This is a genomic window from Tranquillimonas alkanivorans, assembly GCF_900115595.1.
Classification (GTDB): domain Bacteria; phylum Pseudomonadota; class Alphaproteobacteria; order Rhodobacterales; family Rhodobacteraceae; genus Tranquillimonas; species Tranquillimonas alkanivorans.
Genome location: NZ_FOXA01000012.1, coordinates 112,675 through 137,576 on the forward strand (window position 1 = coordinate 112,675; position 24,902 = coordinate 137,576).

Sequence of the window (24,902 nt, forward strand, 5' to 3'; positions counted from 1 at the left end):
GCGCGCCGGTCAGCCCGGCGCGCTTTCGTTCCCGCCCGGCGCGCCCTCGCGCCGCCCGCGCAGCCAGTTCACGCCCAGGATCGCCAGCAGCGCCGCCGCGCCCGCGGCCTCGACCGCGTGGTTGGGGTGGAAGACGGCGATGGTGGCGGGCACCGTCAGCACCCGCGACACCACGTCCATCGGCGCGAAGAGCCACCCTTCGATCGCCGCGGCGAAGGCGACCAGCGCGAGGATGGCGATGAGCCCCGTCCAGATCACCAGCGCGATCGGGCCGCCCAAGATCATCTCGGGGTTGTAGACCATGAATAGCGGGATCAGGTAGAGGCCCTTGGCGAACTTCCAGGCCTGAACGCTCGTCTCCATCGGCTTGGCGTTGGCGATGGCCGCTCCCGCGAAGCCCGCCAGGGCTATGGGTGGCGTCACGTTGCTGTCCTGCGAGTACCAGAACACCACCAGGTGCGCGATCAGAAGCGGGATGCCGAACTCCTCGGAGAGGGCCGGCCCGACGAGCACGATCAGAACGATGTAGGACGCCGTCACCGGCAGCCCCATCCCCAGGATCAGGCTCGCGATCAGCACCAGCACCAGCGCGGCCACCAAGTTGCCGCCCGAGAGCGCCACCATCATCGACGAGAACTTGAGCCCAAGGCCCGTGAGCCCCACGACGCCCACGATGATGCCCGCCACGGCACAGGCCATCGAAACAGCGACCGCGTTGCGCGCGCCGAGGGACAGCGCCTGGATCAGGAGCCCGGTGCCGGCCTTCACCGCCTCGCCGATCCGCGCGCCCGTCAGCGGCTTGCCCCGGCGCGGGTCGAGGACGAGCATCTCGATGCCTGCGCGCAGGACGGCCACGATGATCACCGACAGGATAGCCCAGAAGCCCACGCGCATGGGCGACAGGTTGATCGCCAGAAGCCAGATCAGCAGGAACAGCGGCAGGATGAACTGCCAGCCCGCCGCCAGAACCGACTTCACATCCGGCAGCTCGGCCTGCGGCATGCCCTTCATCCCCGCCTTCATCGCGACGATGTGGACGAACAGGTACACGGTCCCGAGATACAGGATCGCGGGGAAGATCGAGATCAGGACGATGTCGATATACGGGATACGCGTGTACTCCGAGATCAGGAACGCGCCCGCGCCCATCAGCGGCGGCGTGATCTGCCCGCCGGTCGAGGCCGCGGCCTCAATCCCGCCCGCCTGCGCCGGGCGGTAGCCGAGGCGCTTCATCAGCGGGATGGTGAAGGCCCCTGTCGTCACCACGTTGGCCAGCGCCGAGCCCGAGATCGAGCCCATGCCGGCCGAGGCCAGCACCGCCGCCTTCGCGGGGCCGCCGGGCTTGCGGCCCGTGGCGGCATAGGCGAGGTCGATGAAGAACTTGCCCGCGCCGGTCACCTCGAGGAACGCGCCGAACAGCACGAAGACGAAGATGTAGGTCGCGGCGACGCCCAGCGGCAGGCCGAAGATGCCCTCCTGCCCGAGGTAGAGCTGGCCCACGAGCCGGTCGAGGCTGTTGCCCCGGTGCGAAAGGATGCCCGGCAGCCATTCGCCGAGCCACGGCAGCGCGCCGCGGGGGCCGGCCAGGGCATAGAGGATGGCGACGACGCCGATCATCGTCATGCCCAGACCGATGGCGCGGCGGCTGGCCTCGAGCACCGTCACCGTCGTCAGGATGCCCATCCAGATGTCGGTTTCGCTCCAGAACCCTGCGCGGGCGAAGATCGCGTCGAGGTTCCAGACGATGTATCCGCCGCTGGCGATGGCGGCGGCGAGGAACGCCAGGTCGATCCCCCAGCCCAGGATGCCGCGCTTGCGGCGGGGGCCGAAGGCCGGGAACATCAGGAACGCCAGCACCATGATGAAGGCCAGGTGGATCGAGCGCTGGTAGAACAGGCCCAGCGGCTCGATCCCCGCGCCGTACATCTGGAACAGCGACAGCGCGACGCCGATCACGACGATGGCGAGCGCGACGGGGCGCGGGTGCTCGGGGCCCTTCTGCGGGTCCGCCTTGGGCGTTCCCGGCGTGCCGGTGTCCGGGGTCAGGTCCATCTGGGCTCAGTCCTCGTGTATCAGGTGCAGTACGACGCGCTCTCCGGCGGCGATCTGTGACAGCTTATACTCGTCTCCGCCGATGCGCAGCCGGTGGTCGGTCGAGGGACGGCCGACGCGCAGGGGCAGGCGGTTGTCCGGGATCGGGTCGTTCATGTCCTCGATCCAGTAGCCGCCGCCCTCGGCCGAACGCAGCGTGCCACGCCCCTGCACCTCGCCCAGACCGGCGGCGAAATCGTGCAGGTAACTGCGCATCAGGACCATCCGGCCGCCATCATTGACGAAGCAATCGGCCACGGCGCCGCCGGTGACGGAGTGGTTCCACGACAGGCAGATCTCGGCTCCCTCGGGCGCGGCGTGTTCAAAAAGCGGCGCGCCGCCCGGCCCCTCGACGCGCAGGACGTCGGCCGGGGCGGCGGCGCAGGTCAGCGTGACGAAAAGGGCGGCCGCGAACGGCCGCCCCATCAGCCTGGTGATCAAGGCTTGAGGTCTTCGGGCACCGTGTTGCCCGCTTCCTCGTAGTAACGCACCGCGCCCGGGTGGAACGGGATCGGGGTCGACGACAGGGCGAAGTCGACGGTGGTGTCGTTCGCCGCCGGGTGCACCGCGATCAGTTCGTCAACGTTCTCGAACATGTTCTTGGTGATCTGGTAGGCGAGTTCCTCGTCCATCGCCGAGTTCACCACCAGCACGTTCGGGATCGAGATCGTCGGCACCGGCTCGCCCACGCCCTCGTATATGCCCTCGCGCAGGGTGTAGGGGGCGAAGACGGGCTCGGCCTCGACGGCGTTGGCGATCTCTTCCTCGGTCAGGGGAATGATGCGGATATCGCGCGTCGCGGCGAGGTTCATGATCGAGCTCGTCGGGGGCCCGACGCTCCAGAAGCCGGCGTCGATGTCACCGTCGCGCAGCGCGTCGGCGGTTTCGTTGAAGTTCAGCCGCTGCTCGTCGATGTCGTCATAGGTGATGCCGTTCGAGGTCAGCAGCGCCTCGGCGTTGACCTCGGTGCCCGAGCCCGGCGCGCCGACTGACACGCGCTTGCCGGCCAAGTCGTCGAGGCTGTCGATGCCGCTGTCGGCCAGTGTCACGATCTGCACGGCGTTGGGGTAGATGGACGCCAGCGCGCGCGCCTCTTCCACGGGACGGTTGGTGAACGGGTCGATGGTGCCGTTATAGGCGGCATAGACCGTGTCGGCGAGCGCGATGGCCAGATCGCTTTCTTCGCGCGCGATCAACGCCATGTTCTCGACCGAGGCGCCGGTGACTTCCGCCGTGGCCGAGGCGCCGTCAACGTGACGACCGATCAGCTCGGCCAGGCCGCCGCCGTAGGGATAGTAGGTGCCGCCGGTGCCGCCGGTGGCGATCGACAGGTCCTGCGCGGATGCCGAGGTCGCGAAAGCGGCGAACGCGACCAGCGCGTATTTCATCGGTTTCATGTCTTTCCTCCCGAATGTGCCCCGTCCGCGAGGGCGCGGCCCGGGGCGGTGCGGGCGTAAGCTCGACCGAGATGCGCTGTGATGTCAACTCCTTGCCGGATCGACCTATTCCTCTACGCCCGGGAACGGCTGGGCCTTGAGCAGCCGCACGAGGTGCGCGGCGTTCGACGCCGCCATCTTCAGGTTCGACTCCACCCCCTGCGGCATCTTCTCGAGCTCCTTGTAGTCGGTGCCGGTCATCGCCTCGCCCACCCAGTAGACGCCGCCGTTGGCAGGGATGGTGAAGCCGACGTCGTTCAGCGCCTGGAAGCTGAGCGCGTGGCAGGCATGGGCGCCGTCCTCGTTGCCGACCACGGCGACCAACGCGACCTTGCCCGCCGCAGGCATCCGGCTTCGGTCGTCCATCTCGGACAGGAAGGCGTCGAGGCGTTCCATCACCTTCTTCGCCAGGCTCGAAGGCTGGCCAAGCCAGATCGGCGTGCCGAGGATGAAGATGTCGGCGGCGAGGATGCGGCGGCGCAGCTCGGGCCAGGCGTCGCCCTCGCCCATGTCCGACAGGACGCCGGGCTTCACGTCGTGATCCGCTACCCGCTCGACCGTGCCCGTCACGCCGTGCGGCGCCAGGGCATCGAGCAGGTCCGAAATCATCTTGTCCGTGGAACTGGTCTCCTCCGAGCTCGAGGGCCGGAGCGAACAGTTCAGGGCGAAGGCGGTGAGGCTGGGATCGGGCATCGGGGGCTCCTGCGGGTTGATCTTGCGCTCAACACCGGGAAGCCGGACGGGTTCAGACCGTCGGGTGCGGCGGCCGGGCGTACCGGCCGCCGTCGATCATTCGGGTAAAGCCGCGCAGTGCGCGCCGCCCGCGCTTTGCCCCGACCCAAGCGCAATCAAGGTCGGCGCCTGGTAGGGATTGAGCGGCGCGCTTTGCGCGAGGTCCAGCGCGATCAGCCCGGCCAGAAGCGCAAGCGTCAGCGCGGCGGTCAGCTTCCGGGTGGCCATCAGCGCGCCTCCAGTCCCAGCGACGGGCGGATCTTCACGCCGACCCACGAGCCCGCAAAGCCCGCGGCGAACCACGCCCAGCCGTGCAGGCTGCCGGTCGAGATGCCCGAGAAGAACGCCCCCACGTTGCAGCCGAAGGCCAGCCGCGAGGAATAGCCCAGGAGGAAGCCCGCCACGACAGTTGCCACCCACGCCTTGGCCGGCAGCTTGGGCAGCGGAGCCGAGAAGCCGCCGCGCCACGCGGCCACAAGGAACGCCCCGCCGATGATGCCGAGGTTGGTGAGCGAGGTGACGTCGGTGAGGATGCTCTCCTGCAACCGCTCGACGTTGCCCGGCGCGCTCCAGAAGGCCGAGCCCGAGAGGTCCGCACCGAACAGCGACACGCCCTTCGCGGCCCAGAGGCCAAGGCCGTAGACCACGCCCCACGGCTGTCCCGCGACGACGAGGTTGCCGAGCGCCAGCGCCGCCAGCAGGACGGCGGCAATCCAGTAGCGGCGGGGGATGGAGCGGCTGCCCGGCTTGCCCAGCCATAGGACGAAGGCCGCGACGGCGGCCAGAAGCGCAAGCGTGATGGCCAGCCCCGTCGTGCCCTCGAACACCACCAGCGGCGCGGTGCCCAGGCCGGTCCACCAGAACAGGTGGTAGGCGCCGGCGAAGCTGCCGATGGCGAAGAAGGGCAGGGCGAGCAGGCTGATCGGGTTGCCGCTGCCCGAGTTGATCAGCGTGCCCGAGCCGCAGCCCAGAACGATCTGCATCGCCGCGCCGAAGACGAAGGCGCCGCCGATCATGGCCCAGCCGACGGGTGCATGGGCGCCCACCAGCTCGGCCGGGTTCGATGCGAGCAGCGGGAAGGCGATGACGGCGACGAGCCCGATCGAGACGAGCTGCGCCACGATGCCCCCGGGCTCGCGCCGCAGGATCATCGCGCGCCACGGGCCCGCGAAGCCGAAGCGCAGCCCCTCAAGCACGAGACCGAAGCCCAGGCCGATCAGCAGCAGCAGGCCGTATCGCGCGCCGGCCAGCGTGGCCACGGCGAGGACAAGAAAGAGTGCCGCCCCGATCAGGGCGGCACGCGAAAGCAGTCGGGACGGACGCGCGGGGGCGTCGGCCAATTGGCTCATAACGGCCTCAGAACGGGTTGACCTGGTTCAGAAGGTTGCGCAGCGCGCCCGGCACGTTGGCCATCTCGTAGCCCGCGTTGGACCAGCCGACCATCGACTCGGGGTAGAGCTTGACGTTCTCGAGCCCCGCCAGCTCGCTCAGCGCGAACCAGTTGGTCGCGGCCCAGTGGCCGGTGTTGCAGAACGAGATCAGCTGATCGGCATCGGTGAAGCCTTGTTCCTGCGCCAGCTCGCGCGCCGCGTCCGCGTCAACGATGGCTGGGCCGGACGAAAACCAGCCGGCATGCTCAAAGTACTCGGACTGCGGCAGGGTGCCCGGCTTGGCAGCCGCCGGGTGCGACTGCTCGCCGTTCCAGAAGCTTTCGGGGCGGGCGTCGAGCAGCAGCGCCTCGTCCTCGCCGTTCACCACGGCCTGCACGTCCTCGGACGTGGCGAGCCACTGGTCCGAGAAGGTCACGTCGAACTCGGTGGCCTCGGGCGTGGCGGCGTCGGTCGAGAGGTCGTACCCGGCCTCGGTCCAGGCGTTCACGCCGCCGTTGAGGATGGCGAGCTCGCTCACGCCGCTGGACTTCAGCGTCCAGTAGACACGGGCGGCGGCACCGAAGTCGGTTTCGTCACTGCCCTGGTGGACGACGACGGTCGGACGGTCGGCGGTGACGCCCAGATCGCTCAGGATGCGCGACAGCTCGTCCTCGGGCACCAGCTGGCCCGGGTTTTCGGCCGGGCCGCGGAACAGGCCGTAGGGCGCGTTGACGGCGCCCTCGATGTGGCCCTGCGCGTAGGCGTCGTCTGCCGCGCGGATGTCGATGATCAGCGGATCGGCCTCGGTCTGCGCGGCGTTCAGCGCCTCGGGCGTGATCAGCGGGCCGAACTCCTCCTGCGCGAGCGCGGGGGACTGGCTCAGGGCGAAGGCCGCCGTGGCGGCGAGCAGAAGTTTCATATCAGCCTCCTTGAAGTCTGCGCCTTACTTCGGCCGCGGCGGCGAAGTTGCAACCCGAAGCTGGGAAGGTCCGGCCATCGCACCGCGCCGCGCGTTCCAACGCCGCCGCAGGTCACGCACGGGGGTCTGCGGGGCGGCGGTCCGGCCGGGAAGATGTTCTCGACGGGCCGCGCATGGCGGAAGTCGTTCCTTTTTCTGCCCCGCGTGAAACCGCGTGTGCCACTTTCGCGCAAGGCTGGATGAGGTGACCGTTCCTACTGCCTGCGGTAGAGCCACAGCGTCACCGGCGCCAGCCCCAGCGTCAGAAGGGCGGGCGCGATGAGGGCGCGCAGGACCTCGCCCAGGTCCGCCGTCCCGCCCATCAGGCCGCGCATCGCGGTGGTCATCAACGTGACCGGGTTCACCTCGACGAAAGCGCGCAGCCAGTCTGGCATGGTCGCGGGATCGACCATGATGTTCGACGCGAAGACCACCGGGAACAGGAAGGTGAAGCTCAGCGTCATCACCGTCGTCGGCGTGCGCACGATCAGGCCCAGGACGATGAAGATCCAGCCGAACCCGAAGCCGATCGCGACGAGCAGCGCGAACGCCGCCAGCACGCCCGGCACCCCCGCCTCGGGGCGGTAGCCAAGCCCCAGCCCGATTCCAAGGATGATGGTCCCGGCGATCAGGTGGCGCAGCACGTCGCCCACCATCAGCCCCGCGAACGGCGCCAGCGGCCAGATGGGCAGCGATCGGAAGCGGTCGAACAGGCCCTTGCCGATATCCGTCGACAGGCCCATGCCCGAGTAGACGGCGTTGAACACCACCGTCTGCACCAGGATGCCCGGCAGGAAGAACTGGAGGTAGTCGCCGCTCGACCCTGCCAGCGCGCCGCCGAAGACGAAGGTGAAGAGCAGCGTGAACATGATCGGCGTCATCACCAGGTCGAACAGCTGCTCGGGCACGTGGCGGAACTTGAGCACCGCGCGCCAGCCGAAGACCAGCGCGTTCGACAGGGGCGAGGGCTGCGCGGGCCGTTCGACGCGGGTCAGGGTGGCGGGGGTGACCGCGTCTTTCATTCCGTGTCCTCCGTCTGCGGCTCTGCCCGGCCGGTGAGGGAGAAGAACACCTCTTCCAGGCTGGGCGAGCCGAGCGAGAAGTCGGCGGGCGTGATCTCCGCCTCCAACAGCGCCGCCACCGCCCGGTTCGCCGCGGCGGGCGAGGGGGCCGCGACGGCCAGCTGCCCGCCCTCGGGGCTGCGGTGCACGGGCGCGTCCAGCGCGCGGCCCAGAAGCTCGGCCGCCTCGTCCAGCCGCGCGGGGTCGGCCAGAGCCACGTGCAGCACGCCCGAGCCGGTTGCGGCCTTCAACTCGCGGCTGGTCCCTTCGGCGATCTTGCGGCCGTGGTCGATGACGGCGATGCGCTCGGCCAGCTGGTCGGCCTCTTCCAGGTACTGCGTGGTCAGCAGGATGGTCACGCCGGATCGGGCGAGCCGGCGGATCATCCGCCAGACCTTCTGCCGCGCAGTCGGGTCGAGCCCGGTCGTCGGCTCGTCCAGGAAAAGCACGCCCGGAGTGACGATCAGCGACGCGGCGATGTCCAGCCGCCGGCGCATGCCGCCCGAGTAGTCCTTCACCTGCTTCTTCGCCGCGTGCGACAGGTCGAAGGCCGCGAACAGCTCATCGGCTCGCGCCCGCGCGGCACGGCCCTGAAAGCCCCAGAGCCGGGCCAGCATGATCAGATTCTCGCGCCCTGTCAGGTCCTCGTCGAGCGAGGCGAACTGCCCGGTCATCGCGATGGCGCCGCGCACGGCGTGCGGCGCGCGCACCAGGTCGTGGCCCATCACCGTGGCCGAACCGGCGTCGGGCGGGGTCAGCGTCGCCAGCATCCGCATCAACGTCGTCTTGCCCGCGCCGTTGGGACCGAGCACGGCGAAGATGCTGCCCGACGGCACGTCGAGGTCCACGCCAGCGACGGCCCGCGTGTCGCCGAAGCTCTTGGCGAGCCCCCGTGCCGAGATGGCGAGCCGTCCCGCCGCGCTGCGGTCGGCCTGCGCCGCGTCTGCCGTGTCCTTCATCATCGGGTCCTGACGGTCGAGTCGGCGCCGCCTTGCGCCGTCGCCCGCTCTATACCACCGCAGCGTCGCCTTGCCTCCCCCCGTCGGTGGCGCAGGGCTTGATTCCGTGCGCGTGCCGGTGAAGCCTCGGCACGAAGGATATGATTGCGAGGCGGCATGAAAGGGATCGGGATCGCGTGCCTGCTGCTGGTGCTCTCCGCCGCGACGGCGGGCGCGCAGGTGGCGGACGGCACCTACGACATCCGCGCGGACGACGGCGCCGTCTGCCTTCAGGCGTCGCCGCCCGACGGGGACGCGCCGCCGCAGACCGTTTCGGTGGCCGTTTGTGACCGCGGAGCCGGGCAGGCTTGGACGGCGGTGCAGGCGTCCGGAGGCTACGTCCGGCTGATGGCTGAGCCGGGGCTCTGCCTCGACGGCAACGACCCGGGCGAGGCGGCGCGGGCCGGTGCCGCCTTCCTCGCCCCGTGCGCCGAGGCCGGCACGCAACTTTGGGAGGCAGTCTCTGCGGCGGACGACGCCGTGCGCCTGAAGACGCGCTTCGGTGGCGGCTATCTGTGCCTGCGCCGCAACCCTGATGCACAGGTCCACGCCGGCGCACCCTTCATGTCCCGTTGTCGCGACGGCGCAAGGCAACTCTGGCGGCTGGTGCCGCGCATGGCGGAGGAGGAGGAGGCCGGCGCGATGTCGCCACCGCGCGCCGAGCCCGGAGTTCCGGCAAGCTGCCGCGTCTCGATCGGCCCGCGCGCCTATACCGGGCCCTGCCGATTCCTGCGGGACAGGTCCCGCGACGACGGCTCCTTCGCCCTCCGTGCGTCGGATGGAGGCGCCCTTTTCGACGGCATCGCCGACCTCGCCGTGGAGGTCGCCGCACCCGGCCGCGGCACCCTGCGCGCATACCTCTCCGACGGCACGCCCCGCGACCTCGGCCCCGTCACCCGGACCGGCGCTTGCTGGACCGGTGCCGAGGCGACCGTCTGCACGGGCGCCGCGCGTCCGTCACCTGAACCGCGTACGAGCGGCTCCACGTGCTACGTTGCCGGCGACCTCGTCGGGCGGCTGGACGGCACGTGCATCCTGGGGAAGCACGGGAACCCGCCAACGCGCCGCAGCCGGAGGCTGTCCATCGGTGGCCTGGTGGTGATCGATTGAGCCCGGAAAGGCGCGCGAAATTCCGTGCCGCGGCATACGTGCAACGTTCACGGCATGGGCAGCAGCCTCTACGCGCCGGAATAGCTGACTGATCTGGGAGGGAATGGTGCTGCCGGAGAGATTTGAACTCTCGACCTCTCCCTTACCAAGGGAGTGCTCTACCCCTGAGCTACGGCAGCAGCGTGTGGGCGGCTCAATAGACGCGCCGGGCGGGGGGTGCAAGGGCATTTTTCAAGGAATCTGACCGGTGCCGGGGCTTCGTGACGTCAGCGGCGGGGCCGGCGAGTTTCGCCGGTCAACGCGCCGCAATCTGGACCCGCCGCACCGGCTCGGGTAGAAAGGGCGGCATGGCGAAAGACCCGTCGAAGAAGGAGTCCGGCAAGCCCGCCGGGGAACGCGAAGCGCGGCTGAAGGCGGCGCTGAAGGCGAACCTTGCGCGGCGCAAGGCTCAGGCGCGTGCCCGGAAGTCTTCGGACGAGGACAAAAAGGCGTAAAGGCAGGCCCATGGATTCCATCATCGTCAGGGGCGGGCGCGAACTGCGCGGCGAGATCCCTATCGCGGGCGCGAAGAACGCCTGTCTCACGCTCATGCCGGCCACGCTGCTCAGCGACGAGCCGCTGACGCTGACCAACGCGCCGCGGCTGAGCGATATCTCGACTATGTCGGACCTGCTGCGCTCGCTCGGGGCCGAGGTGACGGCGCTCCAGTCGGGGCAGGTGCTGGCGATGTCGTCGCACGACCTGTCCAACGTGACGGCGCATTACGACATCGTGCGCAAGATGCGCGCCTCGATCCTGGTGCTCGGCCCGCTCTTGGCGCGGATGGGGCAGGCGAAGGTGTCGCTGCCCGGCGGCTGCGCCATCGGGGCGCGCCCCGTGGACCTGCACCTGCGCGGGCTCGAGGCGCTGGGCGCCGAGTTGGAGCTCGCTGACGGCTACGTCGCGGCGAAGGCGCCGGGCGGGCTCAGGGGTGGGACGTTCGAGTTCCCGGTCGTCTCGGTCGGCGCGACCGAGAACGTGCTGATGGCCGCGACGCTGGCGAAGGGCACCACGCTGCTGAAGAACGCGGCGCGCGAGCCCGAGATCGTCGACCTGGCCCAGTGCCTGCGCAAGATGGGCGCGCGGATCGAGGGCGAGGGGACGTCGACCATCGCCATCGAGGGCGTGGACGCGCTGCACGGCGCGACGCACCCGGTGGTGGCGGACCGGATCGAGCTGGGTACTTACATGCTGGCCCCCGCGATCTGCGGCGGCGAGGTCGAGTGCCTGGGCGGCCGCTTCGGTCTGGTCGAGGCGTTCTGCGAGAAGCTGGACGCCGCCGGCATCGCGGTCGAAGAGACGGGGCGCGGGCTGAAGGTCGCGCGCCGCAACGGCCGCATCAGCGCCGTGGACGTGACGACCGAGCCGTACCCGGGCTTTCCCACGGACCTGCAGGCGCAGATGATGGCGCTTCTGTGCACGGCCGAGGGGACGAGCGTACTGGAGGAGAAGATCTTCGAGAACCGCTTCATGCACGCGCCCGAACTGATGCGCATGGGCGCCTCGATCGACGTGCATGGTGGCACGGCGACGGTGCACGGGGTTGAGCGTCTGAAGGGCGCACCGGTGATGGCGACGGACCTGCGCGCCAGCGTGTCGCTGATCCTGGCCGGGCTTGCGGCCGAGGGCGAGACGCAGGTGAACCGCGTCTACCACCTCGACCGCGGCTACGAGCGGTTGGAAGAGAAGCTTTCGGGCGTCGGCGCCTCGATAGAGCGGGTGCGCGGACAATGAGCCGGGACGCGACATTCGAGGAGGGCGGCGAGCAGCCCCTGCGCCTGATGGCGCTCGAACCCGAGGATCTGCCGCCCGTGTCCGCGCTGGTGCAGGACGCGGTGTTCCCGATCACCGAAATGACGTGGCAGCGCGACAGCCGCCGCTTCGCCCTGCTGCTCAACCGTTTCCGGTGGGAGGATGCGGCCGCGGCCGAGCGGCTGAAGCGCCCCTTCGAGCGCGTGCGCTCGGTGCTGGCCATCGAGAACGTCGTCCGGGTGCAAAGCCAGAGCGTTGATGCGGCCGACCGCGACCAGGTCCTGTCGCTCCTGTCCCTGACGTGGGAGCCGGGCGAGGCGCCGGGCGGACGGCTGATCCTCACGCTCGCCGGCGACGGCGCCATCGCCGTCGAGGTCGAGGCGCTCGAGGTCGTGCTCAAGGACGTCACCCGCCCGTATGCCGCCCCGTCCGGCCGCGCGCCGCGGCACGTTTGAGCATACGGTGCTCCGGCGCCGCTCGCCCCCGCGCGGAACGGATGCAACGCCCGAGGAGAATCGCGCCTCCGGCGCGGTACTTTCGGGAAGAAGAAGGTCCGGATCGCCCGGGCGGGGCTCCGGGTCGCAACAGGCTCGGCACCCGCTGGTCGAGGTCGGCTCTCACTCTTCGGGCGCCGGCGTCTCCTGAAGCGACTCGAGGTAATAGGCCAGCGACAGCACGCGGCCGCGCACGATGATCTCGGCCGCGTAGGGGCCGGAGGTCTCGATCTCCTCGGCCTTGAACCGCGCTCCCCAGACCGGCATCGGGTAGCCGTGACCGCGAATCCCGGTGCGCCCGTCGATCACCTGTATGATGTGCAGCAGCGGAAACTCTCCGTCGTTGCGGGCCTCGATCGTCGTGAGGTCGGATACCGGCACGGTGAGGACGGGGGCGAGTGGGCCGTCGCCCATGCCCGAGGCGCCGTGGCAGACGGCGCAGGAATTCTTGAATTCCTCTTGTCCCAGGTCGTCGGCGCCGGCGGGAAGAGCTGACAGGCCAAGGGCAATCAGTAGGCGGAACAGGGCGTTGGGCAGTCGCATGGTGCGCCTCCGTGTACGAAGTTGATGCAATGGGCCGAGCGTCCGCCTGAACCTGCAGCGGATCATTGACGGGCGTCATTGATCCCGGCCCCGCCCGCGGGCAGAAGCGCAGTCATGGCTTCAAACAAGCGGCAATAGGGTCTAGACACGGCTGAACCGAAAGCCGAGGCCGCGCCATGCCACACTTCCTCTCGACCGCCGACGCCGACTTCGAAGACCGCTTCGCCGCGCTTCTGACCATGAAGCGCGAGGACAGCCCCGACGTGGACGCCGCGGTGGCCGACATCATCGCCGACGTCCGCGCGCGCGGCGACGCCGCGGTGATCGAGCTGACCTCGAAGTTCGACCGGCTGGACCTTGCGCCCGAGACGCTGGCCTTCGGTCGCGACGAGTGGGAGGCCGAGATCGCGAAGGTGCCGGACGACGAGCGCGAGGCGCTGGAACTGGCCGCCGAGCGCATTCGCGCCTACCACGCGCGCCAGATGCCCGAGAACGAGCAATGGAAGGGTCCGCACGGCGAAACCTTGGGCTGGCGCTGGGGGCCGGTCTCGGCAGCGGGGCTCTACGTGCCCGGCGGTCTGGCCTCGTACCCGTCCTCGGTGCTGATGAACGCGATTCCGGCGCAGGTGGCCGGCGTCGAGCGGCTTGTGGTCACCGCGCCGACGCCGGACGGCAAGGCCAACCCGCTGGTGCTGCTGGCCGCAAAGCTTGCCGGGGTCGAGACGGTGTATCGCGTGGGCGGCGCACAGGCGATCGCGGCGCTGGCCTATGGCACCGAAACCATCGCGCCGGTGGACAAGATCACCGGCCCCGGTAACGCTTTCGTCGCCGCCGCGAAGCGCCGGGTCTTCGGGCGCGTCGGCATCGACATGATCGCCGGGCCGTCCGAGATCCTGGTGATTGCAGACCGGGGCAACGATCCGGACTGGGTGGCGCTCGACCTGCTCAGCCAGGCCGAACACGACGAGAGCGCGCAGTCGATCCTGATCACCACCGACCACAAGTTCGGCCTCGCCGTCGCGGGGGCGGTGGACGAACGGCTGGAGCGGCTGGAGCGCGGCGCCATCGCGGGGGCCAGCTGGCGCGACTTCGGCGCGATCATCACGGTGCGCAACTTGGGCGAGGCCGCCGCGCTCGCCGACCAGATCGCACCAGAGCACCTGGAGCTTTGCGTCGACGACCCAGAGGCGCTGGCCGCCAACATCTCGCACGCGGGTGCGATGTTCCTGGGCAAGTGGACGCCCGAGGCGATCGGGGACTACATCGGGGGGCCGAACCACGTCCTGCCCACGGCGCGCTCGGCCCGGTTCTCGTCCGGCCTGTCGGTGATGGATTTCCTCAAGCGCACCACGATGGCCAAGATGACGCCCGGCGCGCTGAAGGCCATCGGCCCGGCGGCCGAGACGCTGGCGCGGTCGGAAAGCCTTCAGGCGCACGGCCTGTCGGTGCGTGCGCGGCTCGACCAGCTGAACGAGTGACGCGATGAGCCGGCTGGTTCACATCGATATCGACGAAAGCGGGCTGCCGGCGCCGACGCCCGAGATCGAGCAGGAGCGCAAGGTCGCGGTCTTCGACCTGCTCGAGGACAACAGCTTTTCGCTTCCCGCGCGCGAGGGGCGCGAGGTGCCGCCGGGGCCGTTCCGGCTGGGTCTGGCCATCCGCGAGCGGCGGCTGGTCTTCGACGTGCGCGACGAGGCGGACGCGCAGGTGGCCGAGTTTCACCTGTCGCTGGGACCGTTCCGGCAAGTGGTGAAGGATTACTTCCAGATCTGCGAAAGCTATTTCGACGCCGTGAAGAAGTTGCCGCCCAGCCAGATCGAGACGATCGACATGGCCCGCCGCGGCATCCACACCGAAGGCGCACGCATTTTGCAGGAACGGCTGAAGGGCAAGGCCGAGGTGGACATCGACACCGCGCGCCGACTCTTCACCCTGATCTGCGTCCTGCACTTCGGGGGCTGACGGCGGTGGCCGAGTTGCCCGGATCGGTCCTGTTCTGCTGCGATCAGAACTCCGTCCGGTCGCCGATGGCCGAGGGACTGATGAAGAAGTTCTACGGCCACTCTGCCTATGTGCAGTCGGCGGGGGTCAAGAGCGACATGGAAATCGACGGCTTTGCCGTCTCCGTCTGCCGCGAACTCGGCGTAGAACTCGAGCGTCACCGCGTGCGCAGCTTCGACGAGATGGAGCAGTGGGGCGACGACCTGTCGGGCTTCGACTTGGTGGTGGCGTTGTCGCCGGCCTCGCAACGGCGGGCGCTGGACCTCACGCGGTACTTCCACCTCGACGTCGAGTACTGGCCGATCCTCGATCCGACCGGGCTGGGCGAGGGGCGCGAGGACAAGCTGAGAAGCTACAGGCAGGCGCGCGACCAGATACGGGACCGGATGATCTCGCGCTTCGGGCCGCCCATACAGGAGCAGACATGACCCTGACATACCGCACCCTCACCGGACCCGAGGTCGAGGCCGCGCTCGACGACCTCGCGCGGCTGCGCATCGAGGTGTTCCGCGACTGGCCGTACCTCTATGACGGCGATCTCGCGTACGAGCGGCGGTACATGGCCAGCTACCGCGACAGCGCGAACGCGATCCTCGTCGGCGCGTTCGACGGCGACAGGCTGGTGGGTGCCGCAACCGGAACGCCGATGGAGGACCACGCGGACGATTTCGCACGCCCGCTGTCCAAGGCCGGGCTTTCTGTACAAACCGTCTTTTATTGCGCCGAAAGTGTACTTTTCCCGCGTTACCGGGGGCAGGGGGCCGGTCACGCATTCTTCGACGCGCGCGAGGATCACGCGCGGCGGCTCGGCCGCACCCACTCGGCCTTCTGCGCCGTCGAGCGGCCGGAGGATCACCCGGCCCGTCCTGCGGACTACGCGCCGCTCGACCCGTTCTGGCGAAAGCGCGGGTATGAGAAGGTGCCGGGCGGCTACGCAACCTTTTCCTGGAAGGATGTGGGCGAGGCGGAAGAGAGTGAAAAGCCGCTCCAGCTTTGGGTGAAGCGGCTGTGAGGGTCGCGACCGCCGCATACCCGGTCGAGCGGCTTGAGAGCATTGAAGCGTGGGAGGAGAAACTTTCCTCCTGGGTGTCGCGCGGTGCCGAGGGCGGGGCGGACCTGCTGGTCTTTCCCGAGTATGCCGCGCTGGAGGCCGCGCTTGCCGCTCAGCCGCCGACGGAGGGGACGGAGGTGTGGGAGCGGGCGGGCCGCGACACCGCCGCTTTCGCGCTCGAAACGGCGCGGCGGCTCGCGGTGGCACATGGCGTCCACCTGCTGACCGGCAGCGGACCGTGGGACGAGGGCGGCCGCACGGTGAACCGCTGCCACCTGATCGCGCCGGATGGCACGGCGGGGGCGGTGGACAAGCAGATTCTCACTCCGTGGGAGCGGCGGGAGACGCGCCTTGCGCCCGGCCGCAACCTGGCGCTGTTCGACACGGCGCTGGGCCGCATTGGAGTGCTGATCTGTTATGACGCCGAATTCCCGCTGCTGGCGCGGGCCTTGAACTGCGACCTGCTGCTGATCCCCTCCTGCACCGATGCCGCCACGGGCGCGGCGCGCGTGCGCAACGCGGCGCGGGCACGGGCGCTGGAAGGCCGCTGTATTACGGTCATGGCGGCGACGGTGGGCGAGGTCGCGGGCTGCGAGTTCCTTGACCGCAACACGGGACGCGCGGGCCTCTACGCGCCACCCGACCGCGGATTCCCGCCCGACGGCGTGCTGGCCGACGGCGCGGTCGATCTGCCGGGATGGGTGCAGGCCGAGGTGGCGACCGCGATGCTCGCGGCTCTGCGCGGAGAAGCCGAGGTCGATATCCCGGCGCACTGGCGCGAGTCCGAGGTGCGCGCGGCGGCCGATCCCCGCCGGCTTTTGGCGCCCACGACGTGACGCACGGCTGCTCATTCTGCAGAATCGCCCTCACATGCAGGTGAAAGGCCTGATTCGGCTTGAAACCCGGACGCAGCGGACGCATTTAAAGGGCGCTCGCATCAGGCGGGCAGAATGATATGGAGTGACCATGGCCAAGGAAGAACTGCTCGAATTTCCGGGTGTCGTGAAGGAACTCCTGCCGAACGCGACGTTCCGGGTCGAGCTGGAAAACGGCCATGAGATCATCGCGCACACGGCAGGCAAGATGCGCAAGAACCGTATTCGCGTGCTCGCGGGCGACCGCGTGCAGGTCGAGATGACGCCCTACGACCTGACCAAGGGTCGGATCAACTATCGCTTCAAGTAAGGTGTCGTCCGGCATGGGCGACGCCCCGCGCCTGGTCCTCGGATCGGGCAGCCCCCGGCGGCTCGAGCTGCTGGGGCAAATCGGCGTCGTGCCCGACGACATCCGCGCCCCCGACATCGACGAGACGCCGCTGAAGCGTGAACTGCCGCGGGACTACTGCGTGCGCATCACGCGCGAGAAGCTGGCCTCCGTGCCCCGCGACGCGGACGAGGTCGTGCTGTGCGCCGACACCACCGTCGCCATGGGCCGCCGGATCATGGGCAAGCCGCGCGACGCGGGCGAGGCGGCCGAGTTCCTGCTGGCCCTTTCGGGGCGCCGCCACCGTGTCGTCACCGCCGTCGCCGTCGCGCGCGGCGACCGGACGTGGGAGAGGCACGTGGTTTCGGTCGTGCAGATGAAGCGGCTCTCGGACGAAGAACTGAACGCCTACCTCGCCACCGACGATTGGCAGGGCAAGGCCGGTGCCTATGCCATTCAGGGCCCGGCCAGCGTGTTCGTGCCATGGATCAGGGGCTCGTTCCCCGCCATCGTCGGCTTGCCGCTGGCCGAGACCGCACACCTTCTCTCCGCTGCCGGATACCCCGTGATGAGGATCGCCGCATGAAGGGCCGCGTGATCGTGCTCGATACGCTCGGCGGCCGCCCCGCCGCCGCCATGATGCTGGACGGCAGGCTCGACGACCTGCTCGTGTCGCCGCCCGAGGACGAGCCTCGCCCCGGCGCCGTCTATCGCGCGACCCTCGACCGCCCGATGAAGGGACAGGGCGGGGTGACGGTGCGTTTGCCCGAGGGCCGCGGCTTTCTGCGCCAGATCAAGGGCGTGCGACCAGGCCAGCCGGTGCTCGTTCAGGTCACAGGCTACGCCGAGGACGGCAAGGCGGTGCCAGTGACGACCCGCGTGCTGTTCAAGAGCCGCTACGCCATTGTCACGCCCGACGCGCCCGGCATCAACATCTCGCGCTCCATCAAGGACGAGGAGCGGCGCGTGCGGCTGATGGAGATCGCCGACGAGCTGCGCGAGGGCCTGCCCGAAGGTGCGGGCCTGATCCTGCGCTCGTCCTGCGAAAGCGGGGCGGACGACGATGTCGCCGCCGACATCGCCGCCATGACCGACCTCGCCGCCAAGGTGCTGGCCGACGAGGCGGGCGAGCCGGAGCTTCTGGTCGAGGGGCCGGACCCCCACGAGCTGGCCTGGCGCGACTGGCCCGAGCCCGACCTGCTGCACACCGATCCCGGCGGGTTCGAGGCGCACGGCGTGCTCGACGCCGTCGACGCCCTGCGCAGCGGCCGGATGGAGCTGCCGGGCGGCGGTTTCGCTTTCGTGGAGCCCACGCGCGCGCTGGTGGCCGTCGACGTGAACACCGGTGGCGACACCTCGCTCGCCGCCGGGCTGAAGGCCAACATCGCGCTTGCGCGCGCGCTGCCGGCGGTGCTGCGCTGCCGGGGACTGGGCGGGCAGATCACGCTTGACGTGGCGCCCATGCCGAAGAAGGAGCGTCGCACCTTCGAGCAGGTCATCGGCGCCGCCTTCCGCGCCGATCCGGTCGACACGGTGCTGGCCGGCTGGACGCCGCTGGGCCACTACGAGTTGCAACGCAAGCGCGACCGCCTACCTCTGGACCGATGCCCGATCTGAAGCCCAAGACCGCCGCCACGCGCTGCCCGATCTGCGACCGGGCGACCGAGCCGCGTTACCGTCCCTTCTGCTCGTCCCGCTGCGCCGACGTCGATCTCGGCCGGTGGCTGACCGGCTCCTACGCCATTGAAACCGAGGACGAGGACGACATGGACGAACCCGAGGTCAGGCACTGATTTTTTTGCCCGCGCCCTCTGGACACCCCGCGGGAGCCTGTCTAGAACGCGCTCACCCGGTCGGACGCTTCGCCTCCGACCCCCGTGCCCGGGTAGCTCAGGGGTAGAGCAGTGGATTGAAAATCCTCGTGTCGGTGGTTCGATTCCGCCCCCGGGCACCACTCATTCTTAAGCTGATCCAGCTTTCTCTAGCGCGGTGGCTTTATCTCTGCGGCTGCGGGGAGCCGGCCTAGACGACCGCCTCGACGCAGCGGGGTATATCCCCGCGGGTGCGGGGGAGCCTCTTGCCGGCATCTACATGAAAATATTCAATTGTCACAAAACTAGGCGCGAGAGCCATGTGCGCTACTTTCGCCGCACGAGCAGGACGCCGTCACCGTCAATGATCTCCCTCGGCGGATCGCCGAGGATCTCAGTTCGTAGATTTCCGACGGCAGAGGTGTCTCTCCAGACCATGAGGAGCGCGCCGTAGGCTGTCAGGTCGTGCACCAACCCGCCGGACCTGCCAGCGCCCCTGCCAAAGATGTCGAGCACCAGTTAGGATTTCCAGCCATCCGGCGCGGGAGAGCACAGGAGACGCTGGGGCGCGTGTAGTGCGGCTTCCTCTGCTCCCGGGCGGGAGGCTGCCCGGACCTCAAGGTGCCGCTCCAGGCGCGGTTCAGCAGTTATGATGTCACTTGTGTCTTTTCTTGATCGCCTAATGCTGCCTCGGCTCAGGCGCACTGTGCGCTTTGCGACTTACAGGTGCAGCGCGCCACCGCCGCCGAAAGCACGAGCATCGGCGCCAGCGTGTCCACCGAACTCGGGTCTGTCGCAATCTCCCTGTCTGGGTGGCACAGTCGGAATGTACGAGTAGGTTCTGCTCGGAGTCAGTGCAAATTTCGCGCTGCGAGGCGGGAGGCTCTTCTTAGCCGCACCTCCTGTGGGACGACGCTGCTCCGGCGGGTGCAGGGCCGCCGGAGCGGCCCCACTCGATGTCACTCGGTCCCGTACGAAGCAGGGTCGAGTTGGTCGTAAATTTCGACCCGCGCCAGTTCCGCGAGGGCGTCTACGTCTGTCCGATCTACTTCGGCAAGCAATACGTCCCACCGATCGACCAGCTTCTTGTAATCCTCAAGAACTGCCTCTGCGTTCTCGACGCCGCGCTTTTCCGCGTTCTCGATCAACACCGCCTCGTCGGCCTCCACGAAGTCAGCGAGCGCGTCCTTCAGTGCCTGGTCAGGCTTGTAGACCTGCATGCCGTTGGACTTGGCGGCCGTGACGGCCTTTTCGACATCGGCGTCGAATTCGACGCGGTGCTGTGCCAGGTAATAGGCCATCTGGTCGAACAGCACTTCGCGGTTCTCGGGCGAGAGACTTTGCCAGAAGGCTCTGTTGTAGCCCCACTCGAAGCCCGCGTAGTAGTTGCCGATGGCTAGCGTGTTCATGGAGGTCACGACGTCCGACAGCGAAAAGCTGTCCAGCGCGTCGGCCGCGGCCACGGCGCAGTCCAGCGATCCGGTGTCGAGGCCGGTGTACATCTCGCTCGACGGGATCGAAACGGGCACTGCACCCACGAACTCGGCGAAGCGCGTCCAGGCGCCGCCGGCCATGCGTAGGCGCTTGCCCTGGATGTCCTCGAAGCTCTTCACCGGCGTGTTGCACATCATGACGTACTCGGACGTCGAGTAGCCGCCGCCGAAGACGACGCCGTTGTTGCGCCACTCCTCAAGCGCGGCCTCGTTGGTCAGGCCGAACTCGGTCGAGGCGAAGGCCATGACCAGCGGGTCGGTGTTGTAGAAGGCGGCGTTGCCGATGAGGTTGGCGACCGGAAGCTCGGCCGGCGTGTAGGTGCCGGCATGGTAGGTGACCTGCGCCACGCCGTCGCGTACGCCCTGCAGCGAGGCCGCGGGCGGCAGCAACGAGCCGCCGGAGAAGACGGTGAAGTTGACCTCGCCGTCGGTCGCCTCAGACACCTTCTTGGCGAACTCGACGTAGGGGCCGCGCACCATCGAATGACGCTCGGCGAAGAAGTGGTTGGCGTTGTAGTCGGCGGCCACAGCGCTGCCTGCGGCACTGGCCGCGACAAGTGCCAAGATGGCGGTTGCGGATTTCATGGTCGGTTCTCTCCCTTTTGGTTTCGGTACTAAGGCTGGGTCACTGCGCCATGAGCGACGGCAGGAACAGGCTGATTGCCGGGAAGGCGATCAGAATGAGCAGGGTCAGCAGGTCCATCGCGATGAACCAGGTGGTCCCGGAAATGATGTCGCGCAGCTTCACTTCGCCCGAGAGCGCGCTGTGCAGCACGTATAGGTTCAGGCCCACCGGAGGTGTCACGAGGCCGATCTCGAGCAGCTTGATGCAGATGATGCCGAACCAGATGAGGTTGACGTCAGCAGCCTCGAGCACCGGCAGCAGGATCGGCAGCGTCAGCAGGATCAGACCGATGGAGTCGATCACCATGCCGAGGATCACGAAGAGCGCGGCGATCATCAGGATGATGACGATCTGGTTGTCCGATACGGCGAGCATCGCGTCCGTCAGCGCGCGCGGCACGCCCGATAGCCCCATGAAACGGGTGAACATGACCGCACCGATCGACAGGAAGAAGATCGACGAGGTCGCCAGCGTCGTCTGCCGGATCGCGGCTTTCATCGCACCCACGGTGAGCGCCCCGCGCAGGAGCGCGACCAGAAGTGCGAGCGAGGCACCGATCGCGCCCGCCTCGGTGGGCGTGAAAACGCCGCCGAAGATGCCGCCCAGTACGCCCAGCACCAGAACCGGGAATGGCCAGACCGACCAGATCAGTCGGAGCAGTTCCGCCCGGTCCACGCGCGTCTCCACCGGCGGCGCGAGCGATGGGTTCAGCCCGGCGCGCACGGTGATCATTCCCATGTAGATCAGGGCCGACAGCGCGCCGGGGATCACGCCCGCGACGAAGAGCTGACCGATCGATTGCTCTGTAAAGATGCCGTAGAGCACCATCAGGATCGACGGCGGGATCAGCGACCCCAGCGTCCCCGATGCGGCGACGACGCCGGTGGCGAGCGAGGGATGATACTTCGCGCGAAGCATCTCGGGCACCGCGATGCGCGACATGGCCGCGGTGGTGGCAATGCTCGAGCCCGAGGCGGCGGCAAAGAGCCCGCAGGCCCCGACGCTGGCGGACGCCAGCCCGCCGGGCACGCGCGCCAGCACAAGCCGCAGAAGGTCGAACGCGCCCGCAGTCAGCCCGGTGTTCGCCGCGAGGAAACCCATGAACAGGAACATCGGGATTGCGGTCAGGGACCAATCGCCGATCAGGTTGAATGGCATGGCGCTCACGATGCCGAAGGCCGCCGTTGAGTTCAGCATCACCGTGATGCCGACGAACGAGACCAGCATCAGCGCGACGCCGATGGACATGCGGAAGGCCAGCAGGCCGAACAGGGATGCGACCCCGATCCAGCCGATCATCAGGTTGCTCATGCGGAGGGCGCCTCCTCGGCGTTCTTCACGATGTTTTCGCCGCGCAGCACCATCACGAGCCGCACCAGTGCAGCCAGCCCCGCCAGCGTGAACCCGAGCGGCAGCATCATGCGCCCCGGCCAGACGATGATCTCGCGGCTGCCCATCACGACCTCGCCGATGTTCCAGGCGCGCAAGGCGTCGAGGCCGGTGCGCCACGCCATCGTCCAGAGGATTCCGGTAGTCGCCAGGCAGGTCAGCACAAGGCTCACGCGCTGCAGCGGCCCGGGGAAGTGGTTGAACAGCAGGTCGACCGAAATTTGCTCGTCCTCGAGTTCGACGAAGGCCATCGGCAGCATGACGAGTGCAACCATGTAGTAATAGGACGACACTTCGATCGTGCCCTGGATCGGCGCATTCCAGACGAATTTGGAGACGACGTCTGCGGTCACGTTGACCATCAGCGCCAAAACGCCGAGACCGCCGATCAGCATCAGCAGTCCGCACAGCTTCCGGAACAGTGCCTGCATTGCTCACTCCCGTTCGTGCCGCGGACCACGGCGGCACGAGGCCGAACCCTTTCCGAGGCCGGCGGTGTTTACAAATAGCGATGCTTGATCGGGTGATAACGGTTCGCTATCAGCTCGGTTCGAGCAGCAGAGAGTTACCCCATGTTGAAATCTACCCGGCTCGAGATCAGGCACCTGCGCTATGCGCTCGCTGTGTCCGACGCGGGCGGCTTTCGGGCCGCTGCGGATATCCTGAACATCGCGCAGCCTGCAATCTCAAAAGCGGTCAAGGACACTGAAACCGATCTGGGATTCCGAATTTTCGAGCGGAGCCACGCGGGACTGACATTGACGGATGCGGGGCGTGTCTTCCTCGACGACGCGCGCCTCGCGGTCGCGCAGTTCGAACGGTCGATCCGCGCTTCGCGCCGGAACGCCGAAGGCGCTCGGGGCCACGTCATCGTCGGATATTCGGCGCTCGCGACGTCACGTCAGATTTCCGACGGGCTCGACGCTTTCCACGCAGCGCAGCCCGGAGTGCAGGTTGAGATGCACGTCATGTCCACCGACAATATGATGCAGAGCCTGAAATCGGGCACCATCGACGTCGGCTTCCTGCTGTCGCATCCCAGCGCCGCAGATCCGGAAGTGGCGCAGCGCCCGGTCTGGTCGTCGCGCATCGGGGCGGTGGTCCCGCGCGCCACCGGCACGGTGACGCTGGACGATCTGCGCAACGCTCGCTTCGTCATGGGCCTGCGCGAGAACTGGCGGTCTTGGCGGGCGCTTCTCGATTCCGTCTGTGCCGAAGTGGAGCTTTCACCGGACGTCGTGGACGAGGCGTGGGACGTGCAGGTCATCATGCAGCGCGTGGCCGAAGGGCGCGGGGTGACGCTTTACCCGATGTCTGCGGCAGAGAGCCTGCCTGGGGCGCTGGAGATACGGCCGGTCGACGGGCTGGCTGCCGAGATGACCATCGCGATGGCGTGGGGCGCGAACGCTGACACTGCGCTCTTGCGGGATTTCCGCCGGCACTTTGTGCCGCCCGGGCGGGCGGAGTGATCGCGCTGCGCTATCGGGTGATGCACGAACTCTATTTGCACGTCCTGTACCGCTTCCGGCTTATGCGGCCCTATGACCAGTTTAGCCAATTCCCGCTGGCTTGCCGACACGCCCGAGGCGCAACCTTTCCTGATTGACGGGAACGAGGTCGGCATCCTTCTGCTGCACGGGTTCACCAGCACGCCACAAAGCGTGCGGCACGTGGGCCATGCGGCGCAGGCGGCCTCGGGCGCAACGGTCCTTGCCCCGCTGCTCGCGGGGCACGGTGAAACGCCGGAGGTGCTGGCGACAACCGGGCAGCGGGATTGGATCGCCTCGGCCGAGGCAGCGCTGGAGCAGTTGCGCAAGCGCTGCGGTCGTATCGTCGTGGCGGGGCTGTCTCTCGGCGCGACGCTGGCGCTGAACCTCGCGGCGCGGCGGCCCGAAGTGGTCGACGCGGTGGTCAGCATCAACGGCTCGACGGGGCTCTACCGCCCCGAAGTGGTCCTCCCGCTGTTTCAGCCGAACGGCCCGGAATTTCTGCCCGGTATCGGGTCGGACATCCGCGACGAAAAGGTCCGCGAGCTGTCCTATGATCGAATTCCCCGCGCGACGCTACGCGAGCGCTTCCTGCTGACGCACACGACCGGCGCCCTGTTGCCGCTGATCAAGCAGCCCTGCTTGGTAATTCAGTCGCGCGAGGATCATGTCGTCAGCCCCGACAACGCCTTGCGCATCGTTCGAGATGTCGCCTCGGACGACGTGCGGCTGGTTTGGCTGAGAGAGTCGTGGCACGTGGCCACGCTCGACCATGACCGGGACCGGATCGCCCGGTTGATCTCGGACTTCGTCCTCACGCTCGGGCGTTGACGCCGGTTCAACCTGCGCCGGGCCGCACGCTCTCGAGCCAGTCGCGGAAGGACGCGAGGGGCCGTGCGGTGGCGTGACGCTCCGGCCATGCCAGCCAATAGGCGCCGGTGCCCGGTACTGCCTGCCGCAGGATCGGTTCGAGCCGGCCCTCGGCGATCTCGGTCCGGGCCAGGTAGTCGGGCAGGAGCGCGATCCCGAGGCCGGAAATCGCCGCCTGTATCATCATCGAAAACTGGTCGGTCACCATGCCGGAAACACGCGGTGGTTCGGCCCCTTGTGCGCGGAACCAGTCCGGCCAGGCGGTCGGGCGGGATTCGAGCTGCAGGAGAGGGTGGCCGGCCAGGTCGGCGGGTGTGCTGAAAGACGTTTGCCCAAGTAACGAGGGCGCGGCACAAGCGGTGTAGCGCTCGTCGAAGAGCTTGAGATG

30 protein-coding genes and 2 tRNA genes are annotated in these 24,902 nt (G+C 68.5%); 16 read left to right on the forward strand and 16 right to left on the reverse strand.

What is annotated here, in order from left to right; translation table 11 throughout:
• Nucleotides 1–9 precede the first annotated feature (9 nt).
• The 9 genes from BM162_RS14745 to BM162_RS14785 all read right to left on the reverse strand — a co-directional run bounded on the left by BM162_RS14745 (nt 10) and on the right by BM162_RS14785 (nt 8,607).
• Complete coding sequence (locus tag BM162_RS14745; protein WP_093423531.1) at nt 10–2,052, reverse strand: TRAP transporter permease; 2,043 nt, start codon at nt 2,050–2,052, stop codon at nt 10–12.
• Nucleotides 2,053–2,058: 6 nt separating this feature from the next.
• Nucleotides 2,059–2,532: a DUF1850 domain-containing protein gene (locus tag BM162_RS14750; RefSeq protein WP_245759278.1), complete on the reverse strand. Its 474-nt coding sequence runs from the start codon at nt 2,530–2,532 to the stop codon at nt 2,059–2,061.
• Nucleotides 2,529–3,488, reverse strand: a complete 960-nt coding sequence (locus BM162_RS14755) for a TAXI family TRAP transporter solute-binding subunit (protein WP_093423534.1) — start codon at nt 3,486–3,488, stop codon at nt 2,529–2,531. Before BM162_RS14755 ends, BM162_RS14750 begins: the two co-directional genes overlap by 4 nt.
• Before the next feature lie 105 nt (nt 3,489–3,593).
• Complete coding sequence (locus BM162_RS14760; RefSeq protein ID WP_093423537.1) at nt 3,594–4,220, reverse strand: flavodoxin family protein; 627 nt, start codon at nt 4,218–4,220, stop codon at nt 3,594–3,596.
• A gap of 96 nt (nt 4,221–4,316) precedes the next feature.
• On the reverse strand, nt 4,317–4,487 hold the full coding sequence (locus BM162_RS22850; RefSeq protein WP_093423539.1) for a hypothetical protein: 171 nt from the start codon (nt 4,485–4,487) through the stop codon (nt 4,317–4,319).
• A complete protein-coding gene (locus BM162_RS14770) occupies nt 4,487–5,608 on the reverse strand; it encodes a YeeE/YedE family protein (RefSeq protein WP_093423542.1) in 1,122 nt (373 codons plus the stop codon). The genes BM162_RS22850 and BM162_RS14770 overlap by 1 nt, the downstream gene beginning before the upstream one ends.
• A 7-nt stretch (nt 5,609–5,615) precedes the next feature.
• Nucleotides 5,616–6,548, reverse strand: coding sequence for a sulfurtransferase (locus BM162_RS14775; RefSeq protein ID WP_093423545.1), 933 nt, complete (start codon nt 6,546–6,548; stop codon nt 5,616–5,618).
• Between the two features lie 254 nt (nt 6,549–6,802).
• Nucleotides 6,803–7,609: an ABC transporter permease gene (locus BM162_RS14780; protein WP_093423548.1), complete on the reverse strand. Its 807-nt coding sequence runs from the start codon at nt 7,607–7,609 to the stop codon at nt 6,803–6,805.
• Nucleotides 7,606–8,607 (reverse strand): ATP-binding cassette domain-containing protein, encoded by a 1,002-nt coding sequence (locus BM162_RS14785; RefSeq protein WP_093423610.1) that lies wholly within the window; start codon nt 8,605–8,607, stop codon nt 7,606–7,608. Before BM162_RS14785 ends, BM162_RS14780 begins: the two co-directional genes overlap by 4 nt.
• 156 nt (nt 8,608–8,763) lie before the next feature.
• On the opposite strand from BM162_RS14785, the gene BM162_RS14790 reads away from it, so the two are divergent.
• The gene (locus tag BM162_RS14790) at nt 8,764–9,756 is read left to right on the forward strand and encodes a ricin-type beta-trefoil lectin domain protein (RefSeq protein WP_093423550.1); all 993 of its coding nucleotides are present in this window, start codon (nt 8,764–8,766) and stop codon (nt 9,754–9,756) included.
• A 104-nt stretch (nt 9,757–9,860) separates the two neighbouring features.
• On the opposite strand, the gene BM162_RS14795 is transcribed toward BM162_RS14790, so the two are convergent.
• Nucleotides 9,861–9,935: transfer RNA gene (locus tag BM162_RS14795), tRNA-Thr, on the reverse strand.
• 168 nt (nt 9,936–10,103) lie between these two features.
• Between BM162_RS14795 and BM162_RS22855 the strand changes: the two genes are divergently transcribed.
• Genes BM162_RS22855 through BM162_RS14805 form a run of 3 tightly spaced genes read left to right on the forward strand, consistent with a single transcriptional unit; the run spans nt 10,104 to nt 12,002 of the window.
• Nucleotides 10,104–10,250, forward strand: a complete 147-nt coding sequence (locus BM162_RS22855) for a hypothetical protein (protein ID WP_177215173.1) — start codon at nt 10,104–10,106, stop codon at nt 10,248–10,250.
• 10 nt (nt 10,251–10,260) lie between these two features.
• Nucleotides 10,261–11,529: a UDP-N-acetylglucosamine 1-carboxyvinyltransferase gene (gene murA, locus BM162_RS14800; protein ID WP_093423552.1), complete on the forward strand. Its 1,269-nt coding sequence runs from the start codon at nt 10,261–10,263 to the stop codon at nt 11,527–11,529.
• Nucleotides 11,526–12,002: a DUF2948 family protein gene (locus tag BM162_RS14805; RefSeq protein WP_093423555.1), complete on the forward strand. Its 477-nt coding sequence runs from the start codon at nt 11,526–11,528 to the stop codon at nt 12,000–12,002. The genes murA and BM162_RS14805 overlap by 4 nt, the downstream gene beginning before the upstream one ends.
• Nucleotides 12,003–12,164: 162 nt before the next feature.
• On the opposite strand, the gene BM162_RS14810 is transcribed toward BM162_RS14805, so the two are convergent.
• A complete protein-coding gene (locus BM162_RS14810; protein ID WP_093423557.1) occupies nt 12,165–12,584 on the reverse strand; it encodes a c-type cytochrome in 420 nt (139 codons plus the stop codon).
• Between the two features lie 176 nt (nt 12,585–12,760).
• Between BM162_RS14810 and hisD the strand changes: the two genes are divergently transcribed.
• The 10 genes from hisD to BM162_RS14860 all read left to right on the forward strand — a co-directional run bounded on the left by hisD (nt 12,761) and on the right by BM162_RS14860 (nt 18,793).
• Entirely contained in the window at nt 12,761–14,062 is a 1,302-nt protein-coding gene (hisD, locus tag BM162_RS14815; protein WP_093423560.1) for a histidinol dehydrogenase, read from the forward strand.
• 4 nt (nt 14,063–14,066) lie between these two features.
• On the forward strand, nt 14,067–14,546 hold the full coding sequence (locus BM162_RS14820) for a UPF0262 family protein (protein WP_093423563.1): 480 nt from the start codon (nt 14,067–14,069) through the stop codon (nt 14,544–14,546).
• 5 nt (nt 14,547–14,551) lie between these two features.
• Nucleotides 14,552–15,013 carry an arsenate-mycothiol transferase ArsC gene (locus BM162_RS14825; RefSeq protein WP_439332838.1) on the forward strand — a complete coding sequence of 154 codons (462 nt, stop codon included), beginning with the start codon at nt 14,552–14,554 and terminating at the stop codon, nt 15,011–15,013.
• Nucleotides 15,010–15,597 (forward strand): GNAT family N-acetyltransferase, encoded by a 588-nt coding sequence (locus tag BM162_RS14830; protein WP_093423613.1) that lies wholly within the window; start codon nt 15,010–15,012, stop codon nt 15,595–15,597. The genes BM162_RS14825 and BM162_RS14830 overlap by 4 nt, the downstream gene beginning before the upstream one ends.
• On the forward strand, nt 15,594–16,472 hold the full coding sequence (locus tag BM162_RS14835) for a nitrilase-related carbon-nitrogen hydrolase (RefSeq protein WP_177215174.1): 879 nt from the start codon (nt 15,594–15,596) through the stop codon (nt 16,470–16,472). Before BM162_RS14830 ends, BM162_RS14835 begins: the two co-directional genes overlap by 4 nt.
• 130 nt (nt 16,473–16,602) lie before the next feature.
• Entirely contained in the window at nt 16,603–16,821 is a 219-nt protein-coding gene (gene infA / locus BM162_RS14840) for a translation initiation factor IF-1 (protein WP_021097168.1), read from the forward strand.
• A 13-nt stretch (nt 16,822–16,834) separates the two neighbouring features.
• Complete coding sequence (locus BM162_RS14845) at nt 16,835–17,425, forward strand: Maf family protein (RefSeq protein ID WP_093423570.1); 591 nt, start codon at nt 16,835–16,837, stop codon at nt 17,423–17,425.
• Nucleotides 17,422–18,456, forward strand: a complete 1,035-nt coding sequence (locus BM162_RS14850; protein ID WP_093423573.1) for a ribonuclease E/G — start codon at nt 17,422–17,424, stop codon at nt 18,454–18,456. Before BM162_RS14845 ends, BM162_RS14850 begins: the two co-directional genes overlap by 4 nt.
• Nucleotides 18,444–18,632, forward strand: a complete 189-nt coding sequence (locus tag BM162_RS14855; RefSeq protein WP_093423575.1) for a DNA gyrase inhibitor YacG — start codon at nt 18,444–18,446, stop codon at nt 18,630–18,632. Before BM162_RS14850 ends, BM162_RS14855 begins: the two co-directional genes overlap by 13 nt.
• 86 nt (nt 18,633–18,718) lie before the next feature.
• Nucleotides 18,719–18,793: transfer RNA gene (locus tag BM162_RS14860), tRNA-Phe, on the forward strand.
• A 184-nt stretch (nt 18,794–18,977) separates the two neighbouring features.
• Here the strand turns inward: BM162_RS14860 and BM162_RS14865 are convergent.
• From BM162_RS14865 to BM162_RS14880, 4 genes are all read right to left on the reverse strand, one after another.
• Nucleotides 18,978–19,166 (reverse strand): hypothetical protein, encoded by a 189-nt coding sequence (locus BM162_RS14865; RefSeq protein WP_177215175.1) that lies wholly within the window; start codon nt 19,164–19,166, stop codon nt 18,978–18,980.
• Between the two features lie 443 nt (nt 19,167–19,609).
• Complete coding sequence (locus BM162_RS14870; RefSeq protein ID WP_093423578.1) at nt 19,610–20,728, reverse strand: C4-dicarboxylate TRAP transporter substrate-binding protein; 1,119 nt, start codon at nt 20,726–20,728, stop codon at nt 19,610–19,612.
• Between the two features lie 40 nt (nt 20,729–20,768).
• On the reverse strand, nt 20,769–22,079 hold the full coding sequence (locus BM162_RS14875; RefSeq protein ID WP_093423580.1) for a TRAP transporter large permease: 1,311 nt from the start codon (nt 22,077–22,079) through the stop codon (nt 20,769–20,771).
• Nucleotides 22,076–22,588, reverse strand: a complete 513-nt coding sequence (locus BM162_RS14880; RefSeq protein WP_093423583.1) for a TRAP transporter small permease subunit — start codon at nt 22,586–22,588, stop codon at nt 22,076–22,078. The genes BM162_RS14875 and BM162_RS14880 overlap by 4 nt, the downstream gene beginning before the upstream one ends.
• 141 nt (nt 22,589–22,729) lie before the next feature.
• Between BM162_RS14880 and BM162_RS14885 the strand changes: the two genes are divergently transcribed.
• Both BM162_RS14885 and BM162_RS14890 read left to right on the forward strand, forming a co-directional pair.
• Nucleotides 22,730–23,626: a LysR family transcriptional regulator gene (locus tag BM162_RS14885; protein ID WP_093423585.1), complete on the forward strand. Its 897-nt coding sequence runs from the start codon at nt 22,730–22,732 to the stop codon at nt 23,624–23,626.
• A 72-nt stretch (nt 23,627–23,698) separates the two neighbouring features.
• Nucleotides 23,699–24,475: an alpha/beta hydrolase gene (locus BM162_RS14890; protein ID WP_093423588.1), complete on the forward strand. Its 777-nt coding sequence runs from the start codon at nt 23,699–23,701 to the stop codon at nt 24,473–24,475.
• Between the two features lie 7 nt (nt 24,476–24,482).
• Here BM162_RS14890 and BM162_RS14895 read toward each other — a convergent pair.
• Nucleotides 24,483–24,902: LysR substrate-binding domain-containing protein (locus tag BM162_RS14895; RefSeq protein ID WP_245759279.1), on the reverse strand; the 420-nt coding region annotated here is incomplete at its 5' end.